We start from the raw sequence: 22591 nt of genomic DNA on the forward strand, positions 1-22591 counted from the left end.
TCCCCGGCTCCGCCCTCCCGGGCGGTCGTGGCGAGACGCCTCGCCCCTGAGTGGATTCCCCTTGTCTTCCTTCGTCGAACTCGGCGTGCCCGCCGAGCTTGCCCGCGTGCTCGAGAGCCGCGGCATCACCACCCCCACCCCGATCCAGGCCGCGACGCTGCCGGACAGCCTCGCCGGCCGAGACGTCCTCGGCCGCGGCCGCACCGGCTCCGGCAAGACCTACGCCTTCCTGCTGCCGCTCGTGGCCCGCCTCTCCGGCGGGCGGCCGGCGCGACCGGGTCGGCCGCGTGCCCTCGTCCTGGCCCCGACCCGCGAGCTCGTCGGTCAGATCAAGGACTCGCTCGACCCGCTGGCCAGGGCCGTCGGTCTGAGCGTCCAGACGGTCTTCGGCGGCGTGGGCCAGGGTCCGCAGGTCGCCGGCCTGCGCAAGGGCGCCGACATCGTGCTCGCCTGCCCCGGCCGGCTCGAGGACCTCATCGCCCAGCGCCACGCCGACCTCGGCGCCGTCGAGCTCACCGTCCTCGACGAGGCCGACCACATGGCCGACCTCGGCTTCCTGCCCGCCGTACGCCGGCTGCTCGACACCACGCCGCGCGACGGCCAGCGCCTGCTGTTCAGCGCCACCCTCGACCGCGGCGTCGACGTCCTCGTGCGCCGCTACCTCCACGACCAGGCCGTCCACGAGGCCGACAGCGCACAGTCGCCCGTGGCCACGATGGACCACCACGTGATCCACCTGGCCACCCGCGAGCACCGGCTTCCGGTCCTGGTCGACCTCGCATCGGCGCCGGGTCGCACCGTCGTCTTCACCCGCACCAAGCACGGCGCCAAGGGCCTTGCCCGCCAGCTCAATCGCAACAGCGTCCCGGCCGTCGAGCTGCACGGCAACCTCTCCCAGGGCGCCCGGCTGCGCGCGATGGAGGCGTTCCGGTCCGGCGACGCCACCACGCTCGTCGCGACCGACCTCGCCGCCCGGGGGATCCACGTCGACGACGTCGCGCTCGTCGTCCACGCCGACCCGCCGGCCGAGCACAAGGCCTACCTCCACCGCAGCGGCCGTACGGCGAGGGCCGGTGCCTCGGGGACGGTCGTCACGCTGATGACCGACGAGCAGGTGAAGGACGTCCGCGCCCTCACCCGCGAGGCCGGGATCAAGCCGACGGTCACCCGGGTCGACGGCGTCGGCCACCCCGTTCTCGCGCAGCTCGCCCCCGGCGTACGCACGCGGCCCGGTGCGTTCTCGCCGGAGCCCGCCGCCGGTGCGGCGGGCGGGCGTCCCGCCCGGCAGGGCGGCAGCGGCGCCGCGTCGGGTGGCGCCGCGTCCGGCGGTGGTCGTCGAGGCGGTCGCCCCGGCTCGCGCTCGCGCCGGCGCAGGCGGCCTGCCGCGAAGTAGTCGCCGGTTCCGGCGCGACCCTTGATCCCGGGACATGGGTCCCATTAACTTGGCCCCATGGTCACCCAGGGCTACGCCGACACGCTCCGGACTCTGAGCACCGCGTCGGTCGAGGTCCGCTTCGAGCCGTTCAAGGACATCGACTGGGACAGCCCGGAGCTCGCCGTGATCGCCGACGACGACCGCTGGATCCTCAGCAGCGCCGACCCGATCGGCGGTCACTCGTGGTACCAGTCGCTGCCGCGCCAGCGCCAGATCGTCATCGGGATGTACCGCTCGGCCCAGCTGTCCAAGACCGGCATCCACTTCGAGCAGCTGCTGATCAGCGGCCTGATGTTCTACCTGCTCGGCGCCGACAACGGCGACCCCGAGTTCCGCTACGCCACCCATGAGGCGACGGAGGAGACGAACCACAACCAGATGTTCCAGGAGTTCGTCAATCGGGTCTGCCCGGACGCGGCCGGCGCTCCCGGCTGGCTGACGACGACGATCCCGCTCATCGCGACGGTCGCCCGCCTCTTCCCGGAGCTGTTCTTCCTCGTGGTGCTCGCGGGCGAGGAGCCGATCGACCACCTGCAGAAGGACGTCCTGCGCCACGAGAAGCAGGGCCACCCGCTCATGCGGCGGGTGATGCAGATCCATGTGGCCGAGGAGGCCCGCCACATCGGGTTCGCGCACACCTACCTCACCGAGCACGTGCCGCATCTCGACCCGGTCCGCAAGACCGTCCTCGGCCTGATGTTCCCGGTGATCCTCAGGCTCGGCTGCGACGCGATCATCAAGCCGTCACGGACGGCGCAGGACGAGATGGGGATCCCCGACGAGGTCGCCAGGGAGCTGTGGTGGGACCGCCCCGAGTCGCAGAAGGCGCTGCGCGACCTGTTCTCCGACGTACGCATGCTGGCCGACGACCTCGGCCTCCGCGGCCGCGTCCCGCGGCTGATCTGGAAGGCGCTCGGCATCGATGGTCGGCCCGCCCGGTTCCGGGCCGAGCCTGCCAGCGCTGCGACCTGAGCCACGAGGGAGCAACCCGAGGGAGCTGTCCTCCGAGGGGGATGGGGCGGAGCCACTAGGCTCCGCCCCATGGACGGACGGGCTCGGCGCTGGCAACAGCACAACGACGCTCGCCGCAGGCGCATCGTCCAGGCCGCCATCGAGCTGATCGAGGCCGAGGGCCCGGACGTGACGCTGCAGGCGATCGGCGAGCAGGCCGGCCTGTCCCGCTCGGTCGTCTACCGCCACTTCGCCGACCGCCGCGAGCTCGACGTGGCCGTCCAGATCCACGTGCTCGAGGGGCTGTGGGCGCAGCTGCTGCCCGCCGTGGAGCTGCGTGGCACCGTCCGCGAGACGATCGAGCGTGCCATCAGGGTCTACGTCACCTGGTCGGTCGAGCACCCTCGGCTGCACCGGCTCGCCGACTACGACGTCGCCTCCGACGGCAACGGCCCGCTTCAGCGTGGTCTCGAGATGGTCGCCGCCCGGATCTCGGAGGTGATCGTGGCGGCCTTCCAGCTCCTCGGCGCCGACGTGAGCGAGGCCGACAGGGCCTCGGCCGACCCGCTCGTCTTCGGGTTGGTCGGGATGGTCTTCAGCACCGTGCGCCGCTGGGTCCACCTCGGCGAGAAGTATCCCGACGCCGACGCGATGGTCGACCTCCTCACCGAGTCGGTCTGGGCGCTGCTCGAGGCGCGCGGGCGCGCCTACGGCCTCTCCCTCGACCCCGACCGTCCGCTGGACGAGCTTCTCTCCTGACGCCGGCCCCGCGACGACCGGATCGCTGCTACGTTCGCTCCGAACGTGAGACGTAGGTCACACGAGGGCGCCGCGACGCGGCGGGATCCGAGGAGGGTGACGGATGGTCAACGTGGCATCGCTGGTGTGGAGGCACGCCGACAGCGATCCGGAGCGGGTGGCGGTCATGTCGCCCACCGAGAGGGTCAGCTACCGGGAGCTGAGAGACGCCAACGCGTACGCCGCCGGCGCGGTGCGCCGGGCCGGCCTGGCGCCCCTCGACCGGGTCGTGCTCGTCGCGCCGAGCGTCCCGGAGTTCCCGAAGACCTACTACGGGCTGCACGCCGCCGGGGTCACCGTCGTCACGATGAACACGATGTCGACGCCCACCGAGGTCGGCTACGCCCTCGACGACGCTGACGTCTCGCTCGTGATCGCCTGGCAGGACTGCGCGGCCGCCGCGGAGGCAGCCGCGGGCGAGCGCGGGATCCCGTTCTGGCGGCTCACACCGGGCGGCGGCCTCGAGGGGGCGCCGGACGGCGCGCCGTCGTACGACGTCTACGACCACGAGCCGCTCGACACCGCCGTCATCCTCTACACCTCGGGGACCACCGGGCGGCCGAAGGGCGCCGAGCTCACCGCCGCCAACCTCGTCGACACGACCGCGTCGTTCGTGCCGGTCCTCGACATCACCCCGGACGACAGGTTCGGGACCGGGCTGCCGCTGTTCCACGTCTTCGGTCAGTGCGTGTGCATGAACACCACGCTGGTCAACGGGGCGAGCTTCGGGATCATCTCGCCGTTCCACCCGGTCGACATGATCGAGATGATCAAGCGCGAGCAGCTGACGACGGTCTCCGGCGTACCCACGATGTGGAACGCCATGCTCCACGTGCCCGGCTACGGGCCCGAGGACTTCGCCGCGCTTCGGATGGCGTCCTCGGGCGGCGCGTCGATGCCGGTCGAGGTGATGCGGGCGTTCCAGGAGCGGTTCGACTGCGCCATCCTCGAGGGCTACGGCCTCACCGAGACCTGCGGCGCGACCAGCTTCAACGACCTGCACAAGCCGGCCAAGCCCGGCACCGTCGGACCGGCGCTGCCCGGCACGTCGATCGAGATCCGCGACGCCGACGGCAGGCCGGTGCCGACCGGCGAGGTCGGCGAGGTGTTCATCAAGGGGCCGACGGTGATGAAGGGCTACTGGAACCGGCCCGACGCCACCGCCGCCGACCTGAAGGACGGCTGGCTGCGCACCGGCGACCTCGGGACCCTCGACGAGGACGGCTACCTCAGCATCGTCGACCGGGTGAAGGACCTGATCATCCGCGGGGGCTACAACGTCTACCCGCGCGAGGTCGAGGAGGTGCTCTACGAGCACCCCGACGTGGTCGAGGCGGCCGTGGTCGGCGTACCCGACACGCACTACGGCGAGGAGATCGCCGCCGTCGTCGTCCTCGCGCCCGGGTCGACGGCGACCGGCGACGACCTGAAGGCGTGGACGAAGGAGCGACTCTCGGCCTACAAGGTGCCGCGGCTCTACCAGTTCGTCGACGCGCTCCCGAAGGGGTCGACCGGCAAGATCCTCAAGCGCCAGATCGACCGGAGCGGCCTCGCGCCGCGGCCCGCCGCCCGCACCGCCACGACCGCCTGACCTGCCGAAGGAGCCATCGATGACCGACGTGCAGACCGTCTCCGGCCCGGTCGACTCCGCCGACCTCGGCAAGGTGCTCGTGCACGAGCACGTGTTCGTCGTGGGTGAGGAGTACCGCCAGAACTACGAGGACTGGGACGAGGAGGCGATGGTCGCGAAGGCGGTCGCCGACCTCACCGAGCTCAAGGGCCTCGGGATCGACACGATCCTCGACCCGACCGTGCTCGGCCTCGGCCGCTACATCCCGCGCATCCAGCGGATCGCGCAGCAGCTGACGAGCGACGGGGTGGACCTCAACATCGTCGCCGCGACCGGGCTCTACACCTACAACGAGATCCCCTTCCAGTTCCACTACACGGGGCCGGGGCTGCTCTTCGACGTGCCCGAGCCGCTGACCGAGATGTTCGTCAAGGACCTGACGGAGGGGATCGCCGACACCGGCGTACGCGCGGCGTTCCTCAAGTGCGCCATCGAGTCCCAGGGGCTCACGCCCGGCGTCGAGCGGGTCATGCGGGCCGTCGGCCAGGCCCACGTGCGGACCGGCGCGCCGATCACGGTGCACACGTGTGTCCAGAACGAGAGCGGCCTGATCGCCCAGCAGGTGCTCCGGGAGGAGGGCGTCGACCTGACGAAGGTCGTCATCGGCCACTCCGGCGACACCACCGACATCGGCTACCTGACCAAGCTCGCCGACGCCGGCTCGCTCCTCGGCATGGACCGGTTCGGGCTCGACGTGCTGCTGCCCTTCGAGCAGCGGGTCGACACGATCGTCGAGCTGGTGAGGCGGGGGTACGTCGACAAGGTGGTCATCGCGCACGACGCCGCCTGCTTCATCGACTGGTTCGACCCGGTCGCCAAGGAGCAGATCCAGCCGAAGTGGAACTTCCGGCACATCAGCGAGGACGTCGTCCCCGCGCTGCTGGCCAAGGGCCTCACCGAGGCGGACCTGACCACGATCCTGGTGGAGAACCCCCGGCGCTACTTCGAGTGAGCCTCAGACCCCGAGGGACCGGCCGATGATCTCCTTCTGGATCTCGGTGGTGCCGCCGTAGATGGTCTGGATGCGGCTGTCGACGTACGCCTTGGCGATGGGGTACTCGTTCATGTAGCCGTAGCCGCCGTGGAGCTGAACGCCCTGGTCGACGACCTTCTTCTGCAGCTCGGTGGTCCACCACTTCGCCATCGAGGCGAGCGAGGTGTCGACCTCGCCGCGGTCGAGCCTGAGGATGCAGTCGTTGACGAAGAGGCGGGCGATGTGGGCCTCGGTGGCCATCTCGGCGAGCAGGAAGCGGTTGTGCTGGAACCTCCCGATCGGGCGGCCGAACGCCTCGCGCTCCTTGGCGTAGGCGAGACAGAGGTCGAGGACGTGCTCGACGGCGGCGACGGCGAGCGTCGCGACCGAGACCCGCTCGCGGGGGAGCTCGGTCATCAGGTGGATGAAGCCGCCGTTCTCCTCGCCGAGGAGGTTCTCCTTCGGCACCGCGACGTTGTCGAAGAAGAGCTCCGCGGTGTCCTGCGCCTTCATCCCCATCTTGTCGAGGTTGCGGCCGCGGCTGAACCCCTCCATCCCGCGCTCGACCACGAGCAGGCTGACGCCGTGGGCGCCGGCCTCCGGGTTGGTCTTGCACACCACGACGACCAGGTCGGAGAGGATGCCGTTGGTGATGAACGTCTTCGACCCGTTGAGGACGTAGTGATCCCCCTTGTCGACCGCGGTCGTCCGCACGCCCTGCAGGTCGGACCCGGCGCCGGGCTCGGTCATCGCGATGGCCGAGACCAGCTCGCCGGTGACCAGCCCCGGAAGCCAGCGGCGCTTCTGCTCCTCGGTGCCGAGATGGCTGATGTAGGGCACCACGATGTCGTTGTGGAGCGTGAAGCCGAGCCCGCTGGCGCCCACCCGGATGATCTCCTCGGCGAGCACCGCGTTGAAGCGGAAGTCCTCGATGCCGGGGCCGCCGTACTCCTCCGCGACGTCGAAGCAGAGCAGGCCGGCCCCGCCCGCCTTGTCCCACACCGCGCGGTCGACCTGGCCGTCCTTCTCCCACTGGTCGTGGAAGGGGACGACCTCCTTCTCCAGGAAGGCGCGCGCGGTGGCGCGGAAGTCCTCGTGCTCGGCCTCGTAGATGGACGGCCTCTCGGGCATGCGGCTCTCCTCGACGGCGTACGACGGAGTGGCGGTGATGGGTGACAGCGCCACTGTGACAGCGACACTGGCACAGTGGCAAGGGCCTTGGATGCTAGCGTGCGGACCATGAGCGAGGAGGCCACCGATCTGCTGCCGGACGAGGGAGCGACCGACGAGCTGCTCACCATCGACGAGCTGTCGGCCGCGACCGGCCTGTCGGTGCGTACGACGCGCTACTACGCCGGCCTCGGGCTCGTCCCGCCGCCGATCAGGCGCGGCCGGGTCGGCTACTACGGACCCGAGCACCGGGCCCGGCTCGAGCTGGTCAGGGCGCTGCAGGACCACGGCTTCACGCTGCAGGCGATCGAGCGCTACCTCGCCCGGCTGCCGGAGGACGTGACGGTCGAGGACCTCGCGATGCAGCGGGCGATGATCACCTCCTGGACCACCGAGGCGCCCGACGACGTCCAGGCCCGGATCGGGCGGGAGCTGCTCGCGCTGGGCCTGCCACGCGACGCCCTGGCGGCGGCGTACGCCGCGACCTCGCGCCACATGGCCGCGCTGGCGGAGGAGCTCAACGGCATCCTGCGCGAGCAGGTGGTCGACGCCTTCAAGCGCACCCACCACACCCGCGAGGAGGCGGCCGAGCTGGAGAAGGCGCTGCCGCGGCTGCGCGAGCTGACCGTCGAGGCGATCGTGGTGAGCTTCCAGGATGCCGCCAACCAGGTCATCAGCCGCTCGCTGCAGCGTCCGCGCTGACGCCGTCGTACGCCGTCCGGGGGAGCCCCCTGTTGACCGTGACAGTTTCGGTGTCACAATCGTCGGCATGGCCGAGGCATTCATCTATGACCACCTCCGGACGCCCCGCGGACGTGGCAAGAAGACAGGGGCGCTGCACGAGGTGAAGCCGATCGACCTCGTCGTCGGGCTCCTCGACGAGGCGCAGAAGCGCAACCCCACCATGGACACCAGTCGGATCGACGACGTCGTGCTCGGCTGCGTGACCCCCGTCGGTGACCAGGGCATGGACATCGCCCGCACCGCGTCGCTCGTGTCGGGCCTGCCCGAGTCGGTGGCCGGCGTACAGCTCAACAGGTTCTGCGCGTCGGGCCTCGAGGCGGTCAACCAGGCCGCCGCCCGGGTGCGCAGCGGCTTCGAGGACCTCATCATCGCCGGCGGCGTCGAGTCGATGAGCCGGGTCCCGATGAGCAGCGACGGCGGCGCCTGGGCGATGGACCCGGCGACCAACCTCGCGACCGACTTCGTCCCCCAGGGCATCAGCGCCGACCTGATCGCGACGCTCGAGGGGTTCACCCGCACCGACGTCGACGGGCTCGCCGCCGAGTCGCACGCCCGCGCACACGCCGCGTGGGAGGCCGGCTACTTCAAGGACGCCGTCATCCCGGTCTACGACGCGAACGGCCAGGTCGTCCTCGACCGCGACGAGCTGATCCGTCCCGGCACCACCGTCGAGTCGCTCGCCGGGCTCAGGCCGTCGTTCGCCGACCAGGGCCGCGACGCCGGCTTCGACGACGTCGCGCTCGCGAAGTACCACTGGCTCGAGAGGATCGACCACGTCCACCACGCCGGCAACTCCTCGGGCGTCGTCGACGGCGCCGCGCTGGTGCTCGTCGGCAACGAGCAGGTGGGCAAGGACTACGGCCTCACCCCGAAGGCGAAGATCGTCTCCACCGCGGTGATCGGCTCCGAGCCGACGATCATGCTGACCGGTCCGGCCCCGGCGGCGCGCAAGGCGCTCGCCAAGGCCGGCCTCGGCGTCGAGGACATCGACCTGTGGGAGATCAACGAGGCCTTCGCCGCGGTGGCGATGCGCTTCATGAAGGACATGGGCATCGGCCCCGAGGTCACCAACGTCAACGGCGGCGCGATCGCCATGGGCCACCCGCTGGGCGCCACCGGCGCCATCATCCTCGGCACGCTCGTCGACGAGCTCCAGCGCCAGGGCAAGCGTCGCGGCCTCGCCACGCTCTGCATCGGCGGCGGCATGGGCATCGCCACGATCGTCGAGCTCGTCTGAGCGTCGCACCGAAAGGCACTTGAAGAGATGACTGACCAGACCGCCGTCCAGTACGACATCGACGCCGACGGCATCGTCACCCTGACCCTGGACGACCCCACCCAGGGCGCCAACACGATGAACGAGCTCTACGCCGACTCGATGAAGGCGGCCGTGGACCGGCTCTACGCCGAGGAGGAGCAGATCACCGGCGTCGTCGTCACGAGCGCGAAGAAGATGTTCTTCGCCGGCGGCGACCTGAAGAAGATGATCAAGGCGACCCCGGCCGACGCGCCCGCGGTCTTCGCCGAGGTCGAGGGGATCAAGGCGACCCTGCGCCGTCTCGAGACCTTCCCGAAGCCGGTCGTGGCGGCGATCAACGGCGCCGCGCTCGGCGGCGGCCTCGAGATCGCGCTGGCCACCAACCACCGGATCGCGCTCGACGCGACGTACGACATCGGCCTGCCCGAGGTCACCCTCGGCCTGCTCCCGGGCGGGGGTGGCGTGACGCGCACGGTCCGGATGTTCGGCATCATGACCGCGCTCATGGAGATCCTCGGCCAGGGCACCCGGTTCAAGCCCGCCGCCGCCAAGGAGAAGGGCCTCGTCGACGAGCTCGTCGCCACCCCGGAGGAGCTGGTCCCCGCCGCGAAGGCGTGGGTCAAGGCCAACCCGGAGGAGACCCAGCAGCCCTGGGACAAGCCCGGCTACAAGATGCCCGGCGGCACCCCGACGAGCCCGAAGCTCGCGGCGTTCCTGCCGGCGTTCCCGCCGATCCTGCGCAAGCAGCTCAAGCAGTCCGACATGCGGGCGCCGAAGGCGATCCTGGCCGCGGCCGTCGAGGGCGCCCAGGTCGACTTCGAGACCGCCACCCGGATCGAGTCGCGCTACTTCACCCACCTGGTGACGGGGCAGCAGTCGAAGAACATGATCCAGGCGTTCTTCTTCGACTTGAACGCCATCAACGCCGGCACCTTGCGGCCCGACGGCGTACCCACCTACCGGGCAGCCAAGGTCGGCGTCCTCGGCGCCGGCATGATGGGCGCAGGGATCGCGTACTCCTGCGCCCGCGCAGGCATGGAGGTCGTCCTCAAGGACGTCGCCCAGGAGAACGCCGAGCGGGGCAGGGCCTACACCGCAGGGCTCAACGAGAAGGGCGTCTCCCGCGGCAAGATCACGCCGGAGTTGGCCGACGAGATCCTCGGTCGGATCACCGCCACGGCGGACCCGGCCGACCTGGCCGGCTGCGACCTGGTGATCGAGGCGGTCTTCGAGGACGTCGCGCTCAAGCAGAGGGTGTTCGCCGAGGTCATGCCGCACGTCAACCCCGACGCGCTGCTGTGCACCAACACCTCGACGCTGCCGATCACCGACCTCGCCAAGGGGATCGACCGGCCGGGCGACTTCATCGGCCTGCACTTCTTCTCGCCGGTCGACAAGATGCCGTTGGTCGAGATCATCAGGGGCGCCGAGACCTCCGATGAGGCCCTCGCCCGGGCGTACGACGTCGTCCAGCAGATCAAGAAGACGCCGATCGTCGTCCACGACAGCCGCGGCTTCTACACCTCGCGGGTCATCGGCGTGCAGATCGAGGAGGGCATGGCGATGCTGAAGGAGGGGCTGGCGCCGTACTCCCTCGAGCGCGCCGCCACGCAGGCCGGCTACCCGGTCGGGCCGCTCCAGATCGCCGACGAGCTCAACCTCGAGCTGATGCACAAGATCGCCAGGACGACCCGCGAGGCCGCCGGCATCGAGGAGCCCACCGTCACCGAGCAGGTCGTGGACCCGATGATCGAGGCCGGCCGCTCCGGCAAGCTCAAGGGCGCCGGCTTCTACGAGTACGCCGACGGCAGGCGCGGCTCCATCTGGGCCGGGCTGGCGGAGATGTTCCCCGTGGCTGAGGAGCAGATCCCGCTCGAGGACGCGAAGGAGCGGATGCTGGTCCGCGAGGCGATCGAGACGGCGAGGTGCTTCGAGGAGGGCGTCCTCACCTCGGCCGCCCACGCCAACATCGGCTCGATCTTCGGCATCGGCTTCCCGCCGGCCACCGGCGGCGCCGCGCAGTTCATGACCGGCTACGAGGCCGCCGACGGCACCGTCGGTCTCGCGGCGTTCATCAAGCGGGCCGACGAGCTGGCCGACAAGTACGGCGAGCAGCTGCGGCCCACGTCGTACCTCCGCGACCTCGCGGCCGAGGGCGGGTCCTTCCCCGCCTGACGTCCGCGGATCGGCGCTTCGGCAGGCGACGGCTGTTCGTCAAGGTATGCAGGGAAGTGATCACTTCCCGTGCGGAGCTCCGCTGGGGGAGTGCGCCTTCGGCTGCATACCTTGACGAACATGCAGGCAGCCCGCGCTCCAGGGTTCAGCTCAGGCAGAGGCAGAACGGGTGGCCGGCCGGGTCGAGGAACACCCGGAACGACGTGCCGGGCTGGTGCTCGGCCTTGGTGGCGCCGAGGGCGAGGGTCTGCTGCTCGGCCTCGTCGAGGTCCTCGACCATGACGTCGAGGTGCATCTGCTGCGGGACGTCCTGGCCGGGCCAGACGGGCGCGCGGTAGTCCTCGACCCTCTGGAAGCCAATGGTGTTGTCGTCGGTGCGGGCGTCGGCCCAGCCCCCGTCGTCGTCCACCTTCACGTCCCAGTCGAGCAGGGCGCCGTAGAAGCCGGCGAGGGCGGCGGGGTCTGGGCAGTCGATGACGAAGGCGGGAAAGCGTGCGATAGGCATACCGACAACGTAGGAGCGGTTCCGGACGACCTACGTCCGCGAAGCGGACAAGAAAAAGTCAGGGTTGACTGTTTGTTGCGTGGCGCGCCAGGGTGGCCGGGTGACCACGGCCATCCGCGTCCCCCAGGAGCAGCGCACCCGAGTCATGCGCGCCCGGCTTCTCGACGCGACGGTGGAGCTGCTGGTGGAGAGGGGCTTCGCCGGGACGAGTACGACGCTGGTCTCGCAGCGGGCCGGCGTCTCACGGGGCGCCCAGCTGCATCACTTCCCGACCAAGAACGATCTCGTCGTCGCCGCGGTCGAGCACGTGGCCGACACCCGGGCCGAGTCGCTCCGCGCAAGCGCCCGGGAGCTGCCGGAGGGGCCGACCCACACCCGGCAGGTGCTGCAGATGCTGGCCGACCACGTCACCTCGCCGGTGTTCACCGCCGCGCTGGAGCTGTGGGTCGCCGCCCGCACCGACGCCCAGCTGCTCGCCGCGGTCGGCCCCCTCGAGCAGCGGATCGGCCGCGAGCTGCACCGGGTCACCGTCGAGCTGCTCGGCGCCGAGGAGTCGCGGGCCGGCGTACGCGAGCTCGTGCAGGCCACCCTCGACCTCGTCCGCGGGCTCGGTCTCGCCGCCACGCTCTCCGACGACGCCAGGCGACGGGAGCGGATCCTCGACCAGTGGGCCGACGTCCTGGACCGGGAGCTGACGCGATGAGCCTGCTGGACGACGTGCTGGGCGACCTCGCCCTCGAGGGGCTCGAGCTGCGCGAGGTGGTCGCCGGCCTCGGCGAGGCGGGGTGGCGTACGCCGACGCCGGCGGAGGGCTGGGACGTCGCCACCCAGATCGCCCACCTGGCGTGGACCGACGAGGCGGCGACTGCCGCGGCGCGTGCGACCACGGGCGACAAGGACGGCTGGGACGAGATCGTCACCGAGGCGCTCGACGACCCGGAGGGCTACGTCGACGCCGAGGCGAGGGCCCTCGCGACGCTGCCGTCGACCGACCTGCTCACCACCTGGGACGAGGGCCGCACCGAGCTCGCCGAGGCGCTGCGGGCGGTGCCCGAGGGCCAGCGGCTCCCGTGGTTCGGCCCCGCGATGTCGCCGGCGTCGATGGCGACCGCGCGGTTCATGGAGACCTGGGCCCACGGGCTCGACGTACGCGAGGCGCTCGGGCACACCTACGAGCCCGGCGACCGGATCCGGCATGTCTGCCATCTCGGCGTCCGCGCGCGCGACTTCGCCTACGTCGTACGTCAGCTGGACCCGCCTCCCGAGGAGTTCCGGGTCGAGCTGACCGCCCCGAGCGGCGAGGTGTGGACCTGGGGGCCCGAGGACGCCGCGCAGCGGGTCACCGGGCCGGCGTACGACTTCGCCCGGCTGGTCACCCAGCGGATCCACCGCGACGACACCGACCTGACCGCGACCGGCGACGAGGCCCCGCGATGGCTCACCATCGCGCAGGCGTTCGCCGGTCCACCGGGAGAGGGGAGACCCGCCCGTGGCTGACCCTGTGCGGATCGGCAACTGCTCCGGGTTCTACGGCGACCGGCTCTCGGCGATGCGGGAGATGCTCGAGGGCGGGCCGCTGGACTACCTGACCGGCGACTACCTCGCCGAGCTGACGATGCTGATCCTCGGCCGGGACACGCTGAAGGACCCCTCGACCGGCTACGCCCGGACCTTCCTGCGCCAGCTCGAGGACTGCCTGGGTCTCGCCCTCGAGCGCGGCGTACGCCTCGTCTCCAACGCCGGCGGGCTCAACCCGGCCGGCCTCGCCGAGGCCGTCGAGAAGCTCGGGACGGGCGCCACGGTGGCGTACGTCGACGGCGACGACCTCAGGGGCCGCGCGGCCGAGCTCGGGCACCCCGGCGCGCTCACCGCCAACGCCTACCTCGGCGCCTTCGGGATCGCGCACGCGCTCGAGGGCGGCGCCGACGTCGTGGTGACCGGGCGGGTGACGGACGCGAGCGTGGTCGCCGGGCCGGCGATCGCCCACCACGGATGGAGCCGGGACGACCTCGACGCCCTCGCCGGCGCGGTCGTCGCCGGCCACGTCATCGAGTGCGGCACCCAGGCGACCGGCGGCAACTTCTCCGGGTTCCTCGACGCCGGCCTCGGCGGGCCGGAGCCGCTCGGCTTCCCGATCGCCGAGATCGCCGCCGACGGCTCCTCGGTCATCACGAAGCATCCCGGCACCGGCGGGCTGGTCAGCGTCGACACGGTGACCGCGCAGCTCTTCTACGAGATCCAGGGTGCCCTCTATCTCGGTCCTGACGTCACCACCGACCTCACCTCGATCCGGCTCGAGCAGGTCGGGGAGGACCGGGTCGCGATCGGCGGTGTCACCGGCTCGCCGCCGCCCGCCGAGCTGAAGGTGGCCGTCAACGAGCTCGGCGGCTTCCGCAACGGCGTCGAGTTCGTGCTCACCGGGCTCGACATCGACGCCAAGGCGGCGTGGCTGCGGACGCAGCTCGGCGCGGCGCTGCCGGAGGGGCCGGACTACGCCTGGTCGACCTACCGCGTGCCCGCCCCCGACTCGCCCACCGAGGAGGGTGCCGCCTGCCTGCTGCGGCTCACCGCCCGCGCGACCGACGCCGACCTGGTCGGCAAGGCGCTCACTGCCCCGGCCATCGAGCTCGCCCTCGCCTCGTACCCCGGCTTCCACGTCACCGCCCCGCCCGGCCGGCCCTCGCCGTACGGCATCTACCAGGCGGCGTACGTCGGCCGCGACTCGGTCACCGAGACCGTCCATCTGCCCGACGGCTCGACGTACGCCGTACCCCCGCCGCCCCTCACCCAGGACGTCATACGCCCCCCGGAGCCGGAGGTCCCCCTCCGTATGACGTCCCCCGGCCCGACGACACGGGTCCCCCTCGGCCGGATCGCGTACGCCCGGTCGGGCGACAAGGGCGGCGACGCCAACCTCGGCCTCTGGATCCCGCAGGGCGGGCCGGACGCGGCGGTGGACTGGCTGCTCGGGTACGTCACCAAGGAGCGCGTCCACGAGCTCGTGCCGGAGGCGGCCGAGCTGCCGATCGAGCTCACCCCGCTCCCGAACCTGCGCGGCGTCAACGTCGTCCTGCACGGCCTGCTCGGCGAGGGCGTCGCCGCGTCGACCCGGTTCGACCCGCAGGCCAAGGCGCTGGGCGAGTGGGTGCGCTCCCGCGTGGTCGAGATCCCCGAGGAGCTGCTCCGATGACCGACCACGCCGACCTGTTCGCACTGGGCGCGGAGTTCACCCGGCGCGAGGTGGTCCCGCACCTGCAGGAGTGGGAGGACGCCGGCGAGGTGCCGCGCAGCCTCCATGCGGCGGCCGCCAAGCAGGGCCTGCTCGGCCTCGGGTTCCCCGAGGAGGTCGGCGGCGAGGGCGGCTCGGTGCGCGACGTCATCGCGATGAACGAGGGGATGCTCTCCGAGGGCGCCTCCTCGGGCCTGCTCGCCGCCCTCTTCACCTCCGGCATCGCCCTGCCCCATCTCGCCCGCCACGGCAGCCCGGAGCTGGTGGACCGCTACGTCAGGCCGACGCTGGCGGGCGAGCTGATCGGCAGCCTCGGCATCACCGAGCCGGACGGCGGCTCCGACGTCGCCCACCTGCGGACGACGGCGGTCCGGGTCTCGACGGGCTCGACCACCGAGGATCACTACGTCGTCAACGGCGCCAAGACGTTCATCACCTCCGGGGTCCGCGCCGACTTCGTGACGACGGCGGTCCGGGTCTCGACGGGCTCGACCACCGTTCCGGGCGCCGGCGGCATCTCACTGCTCGTGATCGACCGGGACACGCCCGGCTTCACCGTGACCCGCTCGCTGCGCAAGATGGGCTGGCACTGCTCCGACACTGCCGAGCTCGCCTTCGTCGACTGCCGCGTCCCGGCCTCCAACCTGGTCGGCGAGGAGAACGCCGGCTTCGGCTACATCGCCGAGGCGTTCGTGACGGAGCGGATCGCGCTCGCCGTCCAGGCGTACGGGATCGCCGCCCGCAGCCTGGCGCTCACGGCGGCGTACGCCCGTGAGCGCAGGACCTTCGGCGACCCGCTGATCAGCCGACAGGTCGTCCGCCACCGGCTGGTCGAGATGCACCGCCTGGTGGAGGTCGCAAAGACCTACACGTACGCCGTCGCCGACCGCTACGACAGCGACGGCCCCACGCCGCGGACCATCGCCGACGCCGCGCTGGCGAAGCAGACGGCCGTCGAGGCCGCGGCGTACGTCTGCGACCAGGCCGTCCAGCTCCACGGCGGGACCGGCTACATGCACGGGGCCGAGGTCGAGCGGCACTACCGCGACGCCCGGATCCTGCCGATCGGAGGAGGAGCCACCGAGGTGATGACCGACCTGGCCGCCAAGCTGCTGGGGTATGACCGATGACCAACCGCGAGGCCATGCTCGAGAAGCTGGAGTCGCTCGACGCCGAGCACGCGAAGGCGGTGGCCGGCGGCGGGCAGAAGTACGTCGAGCGCCACCATGCCCGCGGCAAGCTGCTCGCGCGCGAGCGGATCGAGCTGCTGATCGACGAGGGCAGCCCGTTCCTCGAGCTCTCCCCCCTGGCCGGGTGGGGCAGCGACTTCGCCGTCGGCGCCTCGCTGGTGACCGGGATCGGCGTGGTCGAGGGGGTCGAGTGCCTCATCACCGCCAACGACCCGACGGTCAAGGGCGGGGCGTCCAACCCGTACACCCTGCGCAAGTCCTTCCGCGCCGCCCAGATCGCGGAGGAGAACGACCTGCCGACCATCAACCTCGTCGAGTCCGGTGGCGCCGACCTGCCGACCCAGAAGGACATCTTCATCCCCGGCGGCCGGACGTTCCGCAACCTGACCCGGGCCTCCGCCGGACGCCGCCCCACCATCGCGCTCGTCTTCGGCAACTCCACCGCCGGCGGCGCCTACATCCCGGGGATGAGCGACTACGTCGTCATGGTCCGTAACCGGGCCAAGGTCTTCCTCGGCGGCCCGCCGCTGGTCAAGATGGCGACCGGCGAGGAGTCCGACGACGAGTCCCTCGGCGGCGCCGAGATGCACGCCCGCACCTCCGGGCTCGCCGACTACCTCGCTGAGGACGAGTACGACGCCCTCCGGCTCGGGCGGCGGATCGTCGCGCGGCTCAACCGGGAGCGGGTCTCCGGGGAGACATTCGCGGAGCCCGACGCCGACCCCGAGGAGCTCCTCGACCTGATCCCCGCGGACCTGAAGGAGCCGTTCGACCCGCGCGAGGTGATCCGCCGACTGGTCGACGGCCGCGGGCCGGGCAACGAGCAGGTCTTCGACGAGTTCAAGCCGCTCTACGGGCCGAGCCTGGTCACCGGCTGGGCGCGGCTCCACGGCCACCAGATCGGCATCCTCGCCAACGCGCAGGGCGTCCTCTTCAGCGAGGAGTCGCAGAAGGCCACGCAGTTCATCCAGCTGGCCAACCAGATCGACTGCCCGCTGCTCTTCCTGCACAACACGACCGGTTACATGGTGGGCGCGGACTACGAGCAGCGGGGGATCATCAAGCACGGCTCGATGATGATCAACGCCGTCTCCAACTCCACCGTCCCGCACCTGACGGTGATCATGGGCGCGTCGTACGGCGCCGGCAACTACGGCATGAACGGCCGCGCCTACGACCCCCGCTTCCTCTTCACCTGGCCCTCCGCCAAGAGCGCCGTGATGGGGCCGGCGCAGCTGGCCGGCGTGATGTCGATCGTGTCCCGCGCGAGTGCTGCGTCGAAGGGGCAGCCGTTCGACGAGGAGGCCGACGCCCAGATGCGTGCCTACGTCGAGCAGATGGTCGAGGAGCAGTCGCTGCCATACGTCCTCTCCGGGCTCGTGTACGACGACGGCGTGATCGACCCGCGCGACACCCGGACGGTCCTCGGCATCTGTCTCTCCGTCATCGCGAGGCAGCCCATCAGGGGCACGCAGAGCTGGGGGGTGTTCCGCCCGTGACCATCACCAGGCTGCTCGTCGCCAATCGCGGCGAGATCGCGAGCCGGGTCTTCCGTACCTGCCGCCGGCTGGGCATCGAGACGGTCGCGGTGCACTCCGACGCCGATGCCTGCCTGCCCTACGTGCGGGAGGCCGACCACGCCGTACGCCTCCCCGGCGACGCCCCGGCCGAGAGCTACCTGCGCGCCGACCTCCTCGTCGAGGCCGCGGAGCGCGCCGGCGCCGACGCGGTGCACCCCGGCTACGGCTTCCTCTCCGAGAGCGCCGAGTTCGCCCGCGCCGTCGAGGCCGCCGGTCTCACCTGGATCGGCCCGGCGCCTGGGTCGATCGAGGCGATGGGCTCCAAGATCGAGGCCAAGGCGATCATGAAGCGCGCGGGCGTACCCGTCCTCGAGGCGCCGCCCGACCCCACCGAGGCCGACCTGCCCCTCCTCGTGAAGGCCTCCGCGGGAGGCGGCGGCCGCGGGATGCGGGTGGTCAGGGTGCTGGCCGACCTCGAGCCCGAGATCGCCGCGGCGAAGGCGGAGGCGGCGAGCGCGTTCGGCGACGGCACCGTCTTCGTCGAGCCGTACGTCGAGCACTCCCGGCACGTCGAGGTCCAGGTCGTCGGCGACGGCCACGGCGGCGTGCTCGTCCTCGGCGAGCGGGACTGCTCGACCCAGCGGCGCCATCAGAAGGTCGTCGAGGAGTCGCCCGCACCGCTGCTGCCCGACGCCACCCGGACGGCGCTGCACGACGCGGCCCGACGGGCCGCGGCGGCGATCGGCTACCGCGGCGCGGGCACGGTCGAGTTCCTGTACGACCCCGAGGGCGACCGGTTCTGGTTCCTGGAGATGAACACCCGGCTCCAGGTCGAGCACCCGGTGACCGAGGCGGTCTTCGGCGTCGACCTGGTCGAGCTCCAGCTCGCCGTCGCGGAGCGCGGTGTGATGCCGGACGTGAGCCATGGCTCACCCCTGGCATCACAGGGGCACGCGATCGAGGTCAGGCTGTACGCCGAGGACCCCGCCGCCGGCTACCAGCCGCAGTCCGGCACGCTCGCGGCGTTCGAGATCTCGACAGGCTCGATCACCGAGGCCGGCGCCGGCATCCGGGTCGACGCCGGCTACGAGACGGGCAGCGAGGTGAGCACGTTCTACGACGCGATGCTCGCGAAGGTGATCGCCCACGCGCCGAGCCGCGAGCAGGCGGTCCGGATGCTCGCAGCGACGCTGCGCCGCGCCCGGATCCACGGAGTGGTGACGAACCGCGACCAGCTGGTCCGGATCCTCGGCTCGGAGGAGTTCCGGGCCGGCGCCGTGAGCACCGACCTGCTCGCGGACGGCAGCCTCGCCGTCGCCGAGGGTCCGGCCGACCCGGCCGCGCCGCGCGCCGCGGCCATCGCGCTCGCCGAGACCACCCGCCGGCCGGGCTTCCCCGTCGCCTGGCGCAACGTCACGAGCCAGCCGCAGCGCACGAGGTTCGAGGGCGACGTCGTCGTCGAGTGGTACGGCACCCGCACCGGCTACCGCGTCGAGGGCAACGACGTGATCGCGGTGGTCCCGACGGGCTCGACCGACGAGTGGCGCGTGACGCTCGAGACCGACGGCGTGCGCACGACGTACGACGTCGCGATCCGCGGCCGCCGCGGCGCGGAGACCGTCGACGTCGACTCGCCCCTCGGCCACACGGCGCTGCGGAGGGTGCCGCGGTTCACCGACCCGGCCGAGGCGACGAAGCCGGGCAGCCTGCTCGCGCCGATGCCCGGCACGGTCGTGGCCGTCCACGCCGAGCCCGGCGCCGACGTCACCGCCGGCCAGGCGCTGGTCGTCCTCGAGGCGATGAAGATGCAGCACACCGTGAGCGCGCCGACCGACGGCGTACTCACCCAGGTCGACGTCCGGCCCGGCATCCAGGTCGCCGCCGGCGAGGTGCTGGCGGTGGTCTCGACCGGGACCGGCTCAACCGACGAAGGAGAGGCATGACGGCGTTCACGGAGCCCGAGGAGCGGCTCGCGCTGCGCGAGGCGGTGCGCGGCCTGGCGGGGAGGTACGGCCAGGACTACATCCGGGAGCGGTCGCGGACCGGGCAGAAGACCACGGAGCTGTGGACCGACATGGGCAAGCACGGCTTCCTCGGGGTCAACATCCCCGAGGAGTACGGCGGCGGGGGCGGCGGCATCGGGGACCTGTCCGCCGTGCTCGAGGAGGCGGCGGCCGCGGGCGCGCCACTGCTCCTGATGGTCGTCAGCCCGGCGATCTGCGGAAGCATCATCGGCAGGTTCGGCACCGAGGCGCAGAGGCGGCGCTGGCTGCCGGGCATCGCCGACGGCACCTTCACGATGGCGTTCGCGATCACCGAGGCCGACGCCGGCTCGAACTCGCACAAGATCACCACCACCGCCACCAGGGACGGTGACGGCTGGGTCCTGAAGGGGCAGAAGACGTTCATCTCCGGGGTCGACGAGGCCGACGCCGTCCTCGTCGTCGCCCGGACGTCCGACGCCCGGACCGGGAAGCTGAAGCCCTGCCTCTTCGTCGTACCCACCGACGCCGCCGGCCTCTCCATGACCCACATCCCGATGACGATGCAGATGCCGGAGCGGCAGTTCACGCTCTTCCTCGACGAGGTCCACCTGCCGGGCGACGCGCTCGTCGGCGACGAGGACGCGGGCCTCCTGCAGCTCTTCGCCGGCCTCAACCCCGAGCGCATCATGGGCGCCGCGATGTCCAACGGCATGGCGCGCTACGCGCTGGAGAAGGCGGTCGCGTACGCCACCACCAGGGTCGTGTGGAAGGACGCCCCGATCGGCGCCCACCAGGGCATCGCCCACCCGCTCGCGAAGGTCAAGATCGAGCTCGAGCAGTCCCGGCTGCTGCAGCAGAAGGCCGCCGCGCTGTACGACGCCGGCGACGACCTCGGCGCCGGGGAGTACGCCAACATGGCGAAGTACGCCGCCGGCGAGGTCGCCTGCAGCGCGACCGACGTCGCCGTGCACACCCACGGCGGCAACGGGATGACCGAGGAGTACGGCCTCGCCAACATGCTTCTCGCCGCCCGGCTGGGCCGGATCGCGCCGGTCAGCCGGGAGATGATCCTGAACTTCGTCGCCATGCACACGCTCGGCCTCCCGAAGTCGTACTGACCCTCGGATCCGGTGCCCCGGACGGCCCGGATTCGGGGCGGATCGGGGCTTGACAGGTAGCCTGAGTGCGTGGCCGGCGTCATACGAGCGGTGGACCGGGCTCAGCGCCGGGTCCCTGCTGTGGCGTTCCCGCTCGGCGTGATCTACAAGTTCTTCGACGACCAGGGGAACTATCTCGCCGCGATCGTCACCTACTACGCGTTCGTGGCGATCTTCCCGCTGCTGCTCCTCGCCTCGTCGATCCTGGGCTTCTTCCTGCAGAACAACCCGCACCTGCAGGACGAGCTGCTCAACTCCGCGCTGAGCCAGTTCCCGATCATCGGCGAGCAGCTCGGCCAGAAGAAGCTGACCGGGTCGACGGGTGCCGTGATCGTCGGGTCGCTCACCGCGCTCTACGGCGCGATGGGCCTCGGCCAGGCGATCCAGAACACCGTCAACACGGCCTGGTCGGTCCCGCGCAACAGCCGGCCCAACCCGTTCCTGCTCCGGCTGCGCAGCCTGGTGCTGCTCGCGACCGCCGGCATGGCGGTTCTCAGCGTGTCCGTCGTCTCCACGCTGTTCGGCCAGACGGAGGCGTTCGGCACGCGCGCCGACCAGGTCACCCGCTGGCTCGTCACGATCGGCACCGTCGCCATCGTCACCGGCATGCTCACCGTCCTCTTCCGGCTCGCCACGACCCGCGACCACCCGCTGAAGACCGCCCTCCCCGGTGCGTTCACCTTCGCCGTGCTGTGGCAGACGCTGCAGTTCTTCGGTGCGTTGTACGTCAACAACGTCCTCAAGGTCACCAACGGCATGAACGGCACCTTCGCGCTGGTCCTCGGCCTGATGGGGTTCCTCTACATCGCCTCGGTGATGGGCGTGCTCTCGATCGAGGTCAACGTCGTCATCGCGCGCCACCTGTGGCCCCGCGCGCTGCTCACGCCGTTCACCGACCGGGTCGACCTGACCGAGGCCGACCGGCGGGCGTACGCCGGCTACGCGCTCATGCAGCGGCACAAGGGCTTCGAGACGGTGGCCGTCACCTTCGACGGCCGCGACGGCCACACCCACGAGATCGTGATGGACCCCTCGTGGCTGCAGAAGAGCACCCGCAAGATGCGCGCCCGGCCGCGGACGCCAGCGGACGAGCTCGCCCGCCCCGGCTACGCCAGCGAGCCCGGGGTCGCGCCCGAGCCCGGCACGGAGGAGACCCTGCGGCCGCCCGCGGGTCCGACCGCGCCGCCGCCGACCCGACGCGCCCACCTGCGCCCGCTGCCCAAGCCGGACGACACCGGCGAGACCCCGAAGCAGGACAAGCGCAAGCGCGGCTGATCACCGCAGCGGCACGAACCGGTACCACCCGTGCTCGCTCGTCCGCACCTCCTCGCCGTCGCGCTCGACCACCAGCATCCGCCCGTCGACGGGGATCACCATCCGGGCGCCGTCTGCGAGCTGCTCGACCAGCTCCCCGTGCAGGTGGGTGGACTCGGCGGAGACGAGGATGCGGTCGTACGGCGCATCCCGGGGCAGCCCGAACACGCCCTCCTCGGCCTGCTCGATCCGGGCCCACGGCTGGCCGGTCGCGGCGAGGTTCTGCCGCCCGAACGCCACCAGCTCGGGCACCAGCTCCACCCCGACGACGCTCCCGGCGGAGCCGACGAGGTGGGCGAGGATGCCGGTCGTCCAGCCGGAGCCGGACCCGACGTCGAGCACACGCTGCCCGGGGCGTACGTCGAGCAGCCGCAGCATGTCGGCGACGGTCCGCGGCTGGGAGTTGGTCTGACCGTGGCCGATCGGCAGCGGGCCGTCGTACGCCGCATGGCGACGCTCGCTCTCGGGGAGGAAGCCCTCCCGCGGGACGGCGGCCATCGCCTCCGCGACCGCGTCTCCGGTGGCCATGGAGCCAGTCAAGCACGGCGCAGCGGTGT

At 71.6% G+C, this 22591-nt stretch carries 19 protein-coding genes; 16 read left to right on the top strand and 3 right to left on the bottom strand.

Annotated elements, in window-relative coordinates; genetic code table 11:
• Positions 1 to 61 precede the first annotated feature (61 nt).
• From ABLE53_RS18705 to ABLE53_RS18725, 5 genes are all read left to right on the top strand, one after another.
• Positions 62 to 1393 (top strand): DEAD/DEAH box helicase, encoded by a 1332-nt coding sequence (locus tag ABLE53_RS18705; protein WP_348860647.1) that lies wholly within the window; start codon positions 62 to 64, stop codon positions 1391 to 1393.
• A 57-nt stretch (positions 1394 to 1450) separates the two neighbouring features.
• Positions 1451 to 2407 (top strand): AurF N-oxygenase family protein, encoded by a 957-nt coding sequence (locus ABLE53_RS18710; protein ID WP_348860648.1) that lies wholly within the window; start codon positions 1451 to 1453, stop codon positions 2405 to 2407.
• 69 nt (positions 2408 to 2476) lie between these two features.
• Positions 2477 to 3145, top strand: a complete 669-nt coding sequence (locus ABLE53_RS18715; RefSeq protein ID WP_348860649.1) for a TetR/AcrR family transcriptional regulator — start codon at positions 2477 to 2479, stop codon at positions 3143 to 3145.
• Positions 3146 to 3248: 103 nt separating this feature from the next.
• The gene (locus tag ABLE53_RS18720; RefSeq protein ID WP_348860650.1) at positions 3249 to 4775 is read left to right on the top strand and encodes a long-chain-fatty-acid--CoA ligase; all 1527 of its coding nucleotides are present in this window, start codon (positions 3249 to 3251) and stop codon (positions 4773 to 4775) included.
• A gap of 19 nt (positions 4776 to 4794) precedes the next feature.
• Positions 4795 to 5766, top strand: coding sequence for a phosphotriesterase family protein (locus ABLE53_RS18725; RefSeq protein ID WP_348860652.1), 972 nt, complete (start codon positions 4795 to 4797; stop codon positions 5764 to 5766).
• Positions 5767 to 5769: 3 nt separating this feature from the next.
• On the opposite strand, the gene ABLE53_RS18730 is transcribed toward ABLE53_RS18725, so the two are convergent.
• Positions 5770 to 6918: an acyl-CoA dehydrogenase family protein gene (locus ABLE53_RS18730; protein ID WP_348860653.1), complete on the bottom strand. Its 1149-nt coding sequence runs from the start codon at positions 6916 to 6918 to the stop codon at positions 5770 to 5772.
• A gap of 108 nt (positions 6919 to 7026) precedes the next feature.
• On the opposite strand from ABLE53_RS18730, the gene ABLE53_RS18735 reads away from it, so the two are divergent.
• The 3 genes from ABLE53_RS18735 (at position 7027) to ABLE53_RS18745 (ending at position 11134) form a co-directional block, all read left to right on the top strand.
• On the top strand, positions 7027 to 7659 hold the full coding sequence (locus ABLE53_RS18735; RefSeq protein WP_348860654.1) for a MerR family transcriptional regulator: 633 nt from the start codon (positions 7027 to 7029) through the stop codon (positions 7657 to 7659).
• Positions 7660 to 7726: 67 nt separating this feature from the next.
• Positions 7727 to 8938: an acetyl-CoA C-acetyltransferase gene (locus tag ABLE53_RS18740; RefSeq protein WP_348860655.1), complete on the top strand. Its 1212-nt coding sequence runs from the start codon at positions 7727 to 7729 to the stop codon at positions 8936 to 8938.
• Between the two features lie 27 nt (positions 8939 to 8965).
• The gene (locus tag ABLE53_RS18745) at positions 8966 to 11134 is read left to right on the top strand and encodes a 3-hydroxyacyl-CoA dehydrogenase NAD-binding domain-containing protein (protein WP_348860656.1); all 2169 of its coding nucleotides are present in this window, start codon (positions 8966 to 8968) and stop codon (positions 11132 to 11134) included.
• A gap of 145 nt (positions 11135 to 11279) precedes the next feature.
• On the opposite strand, the gene ABLE53_RS18750 is transcribed toward ABLE53_RS18745, so the two are convergent.
• Positions 11280 to 11639 (bottom strand): VOC family protein, encoded by a 360-nt coding sequence (locus ABLE53_RS18750; RefSeq protein ID WP_348860657.1) that lies wholly within the window; start codon positions 11637 to 11639, stop codon positions 11280 to 11282.
• A gap of 100 nt (positions 11640 to 11739) precedes the next feature.
• On the opposite strand from ABLE53_RS18750, the gene ABLE53_RS18755 reads away from it, so the two are divergent.
• The 8 genes from ABLE53_RS18755 to ABLE53_RS18790 all read left to right on the top strand — a co-directional run bounded on the left by ABLE53_RS18755 (position 11740) and on the right by ABLE53_RS18790 (position 21995).
• Positions 11740 to 12342, top strand: a complete 603-nt coding sequence (locus ABLE53_RS18755; RefSeq protein WP_348860658.1) for a TetR/AcrR family transcriptional regulator — start codon at positions 11740 to 11742, stop codon at positions 12340 to 12342.
• Complete coding sequence (locus tag ABLE53_RS18760; RefSeq protein ID WP_348860659.1) at positions 12339 to 13136, top strand: TIGR03084 family metal-binding protein; 798 nt, start codon at positions 12339 to 12341, stop codon at positions 13134 to 13136. Before ABLE53_RS18755 ends, ABLE53_RS18760 begins: the two co-directional genes overlap by 4 nt.
• Positions 13129 to 14829 (top strand): acyclic terpene utilization AtuA family protein, encoded by a 1701-nt coding sequence (locus ABLE53_RS18765; RefSeq protein WP_348860660.1) that lies wholly within the window; start codon positions 13129 to 13131, stop codon positions 14827 to 14829. Before ABLE53_RS18760 ends, ABLE53_RS18765 begins: the two co-directional genes overlap by 8 nt.
• A complete protein-coding gene (locus tag ABLE53_RS18770) occupies positions 14826 to 15998 on the top strand; it encodes an acyl-CoA dehydrogenase family protein (RefSeq protein WP_348860661.1) in 1173 nt (390 codons plus the stop codon). Before ABLE53_RS18765 ends, ABLE53_RS18770 begins: the two co-directional genes overlap by 4 nt.
• Positions 15995 to 17557, top strand: coding sequence for an acyl-CoA carboxylase subunit beta (locus ABLE53_RS18775; protein ID WP_348860662.1), 1563 nt, complete (start codon positions 15995 to 15997; stop codon positions 17555 to 17557). The genes ABLE53_RS18770 and ABLE53_RS18775 overlap by 4 nt, the downstream gene beginning before the upstream one ends.
• Positions 17554 to 19521 (top strand): acetyl/propionyl/methylcrotonyl-CoA carboxylase subunit alpha, encoded by a 1968-nt coding sequence (locus ABLE53_RS18780; RefSeq protein ID WP_348860663.1) that lies wholly within the window; start codon positions 17554 to 17556, stop codon positions 19519 to 19521. Before ABLE53_RS18775 ends, ABLE53_RS18780 begins: the two co-directional genes overlap by 4 nt.
• A complete protein-coding gene (locus tag ABLE53_RS18785) occupies positions 19518 to 20681 on the top strand; it encodes an acyl-CoA dehydrogenase family protein (RefSeq protein WP_348860664.1) in 1164 nt (387 codons plus the stop codon). Before ABLE53_RS18780 ends, ABLE53_RS18785 begins: the two co-directional genes overlap by 4 nt.
• Positions 20682 to 20750: 69 nt before the next feature.
• Entirely contained in the window at positions 20751 to 21995 is a 1245-nt protein-coding gene (locus tag ABLE53_RS18790) for a YihY/virulence factor BrkB family protein (protein WP_348860665.1), read from the top strand.
• Here the strand turns inward: ABLE53_RS18790 and ABLE53_RS18795 are convergent, their stop codons facing one another.
• Positions 21996 to 22562: a protein-L-isoaspartate O-methyltransferase family protein gene (locus ABLE53_RS18795; protein WP_348860666.1), complete on the bottom strand. Its 567-nt coding sequence runs from the start codon at positions 22560 to 22562 to the stop codon at positions 21996 to 21998. It lies immediately after the preceding gene.
• Between the last annotated feature and the right edge of the window lie 29 nt (positions 22563 to 22591).

Source organism: Nocardioides asiaticus (genome assembly GCF_040049175.1).
GTDB lineage: Bacteria > Actinomycetota > Actinomycetes > Propionibacteriales > Nocardioidaceae > Nocardioides > Nocardioides cheoyonin.

Excerpts from the sequence above, each read along its gene's own strand:
- ABLE53_RS18710 (WP_348860648.1), top strand. The coding sequence starts at position 1,451 with ATGGTCACCCAGGGCTACGCCGACACGCTCCGGACTCTGAGCACCGCG.
- ABLE53_RS18715 (WP_348860649.1), top strand. The coding sequence starts at position 2,477 with ATGGACGGACGGGCTCGGCGCTGGCAACAGCACAACGACGCTCGCCGC.
- ABLE53_RS18720 (WP_348860650.1), top strand. The coding sequence starts at position 3,249 with ATGGTCAACGTGGCATCGCTGGTGTGGAGGCACGCCGACAGCGATCCG.
- ABLE53_RS18725 (WP_348860652.1), top strand. The coding sequence starts at position 4,795 with ATGACCGACGTGCAGACCGTCTCCGGCCCGGTCGACTCCGCCGACCTC.
- ABLE53_RS18730 (WP_348860653.1), bottom strand. The coding sequence starts at position 6,918 with ATGCCCGAGAGGCCGTCCATCTACGAGGCCGAGCACGAGGACTTCCGC.
- ABLE53_RS18735 (WP_348860654.1), top strand. The coding sequence starts at position 7,027 with ATGAGCGAGGAGGCCACCGATCTGCTGCCGGACGAGGGAGCGACCGAC.
- ABLE53_RS18740 (WP_348860655.1), top strand. The coding sequence starts at position 7,727 with ATGGCCGAGGCATTCATCTATGACCACCTCCGGACGCCCCGCGGACGT.
- ABLE53_RS18745 (WP_348860656.1), top strand. The coding sequence starts at position 8,966 with ATGACTGACCAGACCGCCGTCCAGTACGACATCGACGCCGACGGCATC.
- ABLE53_RS18750 (WP_348860657.1), bottom strand. The coding sequence starts at position 11,639 with ATGCCTATCGCACGCTTTCCCGCCTTCGTCATCGACTGCCCAGACCCC.
- ABLE53_RS18760 (WP_348860659.1), top strand. The coding sequence starts at position 12,339 with ATGAGCCTGCTGGACGACGTGCTGGGCGACCTCGCCCTCGAGGGGCTC.
- ABLE53_RS18770 (WP_348860661.1), top strand. The coding sequence starts at position 14,826 with ATGACCGACCACGCCGACCTGTTCGCACTGGGCGCGGAGTTCACCCGG.
- ABLE53_RS18775 (WP_348860662.1), top strand. The coding sequence starts at position 15,995 with ATGACCAACCGCGAGGCCATGCTCGAGAAGCTGGAGTCGCTCGACGCC.
- ABLE53_RS18785 (WP_348860664.1), top strand. The coding sequence starts at position 19,518 with ATGACGGCGTTCACGGAGCCCGAGGAGCGGCTCGCGCTGCGCGAGGCG.
- ABLE53_RS18795 (WP_348860666.1), bottom strand. The coding sequence starts at position 22,562 with ATGGCCACCGGAGACGCGGTCGCGGAGGCGATGGCCGCCGTCCCGCGG.